The organism is Promicromonospora sp. NPDC060271, assembly GCF_042726755.1.
In the GTDB taxonomy this organism is placed as follows: domain Bacteria; phylum Actinomycetota; class Actinomycetes; order Actinomycetales; family Cellulomonadaceae; genus Promicromonospora.
Window position 1 is genome coordinate 1 of the sequence record NZ_JBHXBG010000320.1, and the last position, 1,423, is coordinate 1,423.

At 72.5% G+C, this 1,423-nt stretch carries 2 protein-coding genes; one reads left to right on the top strand and one right to left on the bottom strand.

Translation table 11 applies throughout. From position 1 onward, the window contains the following. Nucleotides 1-72: 72 nt before the first annotated feature. Nucleotides 73-816, bottom strand: a complete 744-nt coding sequence (locus tag ACFWE2_RS25345) for an SDR family NAD(P)-dependent oxidoreductase (RefSeq protein ID WP_377226971.1) — start codon at nucleotides 814-816, stop codon at nucleotides 73-75. A 94-nt stretch (nucleotides 817-910) separates the two neighbouring features. On the opposite strand from ACFWE2_RS25345, the gene ACFWE2_RS25350 reads away from it, so the two are divergent. Further along, nucleotides 911-1,297, top strand: coding sequence for a winged helix-turn-helix transcriptional regulator (locus ACFWE2_RS25350; RefSeq protein WP_377226972.1), 387 nt, complete (start codon nucleotides 911-913; stop codon nucleotides 1,295-1,297). Nucleotides 1,298-1,423: the final 126 nt, after the last annotated feature.

Genomic DNA, 1,423 nt, shown 5'->3' on the forward strand with positions numbered 1-1,423 from the left:
CCCTGAGATCGGTCGGTTGATTGACCGATCTCAGAGCAACCGACCGAACTCGAACTGCGGCGGAGGCAACGACTACACCGTGATGGCGTCCGCCACGATCTCGCGCTCCGAGCCCGCTGCGATGCGCCAGACGGCGTCGGCCAGGTCGTCGGGGTCGAGGGTCGTCGTGGGAAGGTCCAGGCCGGGTGTGCCGTCGGCGTTCGCGGGCAGGGAGGTCAGCATGCGGTGGATGTCGCCGCGTTCGATGAGTCCGCCGACCACCAGCGACCCGACGCGGACGCCGTCGGCCGCCGCGGCCTCGGCGAGGGTCAGGGCGTAGGTGCGCAGGGCTGCCGAAGCCGGCGCGAACGGTCCGAGGAACGGCAGCGGGACCAGCGCGCTGAGCCCCGCGACGTAGACGATCGCGCCGCTGCCGCGTTCGCGCATCCCGGGCAGGACCAGCCTCGCCAGCTCGACGGCGGGCTCCACCACCTGGGCGGCGGCAGCGCGCACGTCCTCGACGCCCGTCTCGAGGATGCCGACGGGCGGGGCTGCGGGGTTGTCCGCGCCCGGCCCGTGATAGACGACGTCGATCTGTCCGAGGCTGCTCTGGACCTCGTCGATCGCGCGGCGTATCGCGCCGGGGGCTCGTACGTCCGCGGCAACGGCGACCGCGCGGACGCCGGCCGAGCGCAGGTCGTCCAGGTAGCCCTGGTGCCGTTCGGCGCTGCGGGAGACGAGACCGACGTCGTATCCCTCTGCGCCGAAGCGCCGGGCTACCGACATGCCGAGCCCGGGGCCGGCGCCCAGGACCAGCAGGGTGGGGGAGGTGCTCACTCTTGTCTCCTCGTCGTCAACTTGGCCGCCCGTTGGATACGGTGACGGGATCGATCCTCACGGTCGCGCGGACGTCTCGGAAGAAGGCACTTTCATGTCAGATGGGAACACCGGTGTGCCCCACATGGTCGCCGCCGCCGTCGGCGCCGGGCTGCCAGGGAAGGTCCCGGTCGAGGACTACGAGGCGTGCCCGGTCACGCATGCGGTCCGGATGCTTGGCGACAAGTGGACGCTGCTGATCCTCATGCTGCTCGCCGAGCGTGCGCATCGGTTCAACGAGCTCCACCGGCGGGTGGACGGGATCAGCCAGCGGATGCTGACGCGCACCCTCCGGACGCTGGAGGACGACGGGCTCGTCGTGCGGACCGTGTTCCCGACGGTCCCGCCGGGCGTCGAGTACGGCCTCACCGCGCGGGGCCGTGAGCTGCTGGTCCCGCTGTCCGCCCTGGCCGACTGGGTGGTGCGCGACAGCGCCGCGTAGACCGTCGTGGAACGGGCGGTCGCGGGGGCCGTGGGCGCGCCCGGCGGGAGCGGCGCCATGGCGATAGGAGGCGGTTTAGAAAGGATGACCGGGGGCGGGGGGGCCGCGGGGGGGGTCGGGGCGGGT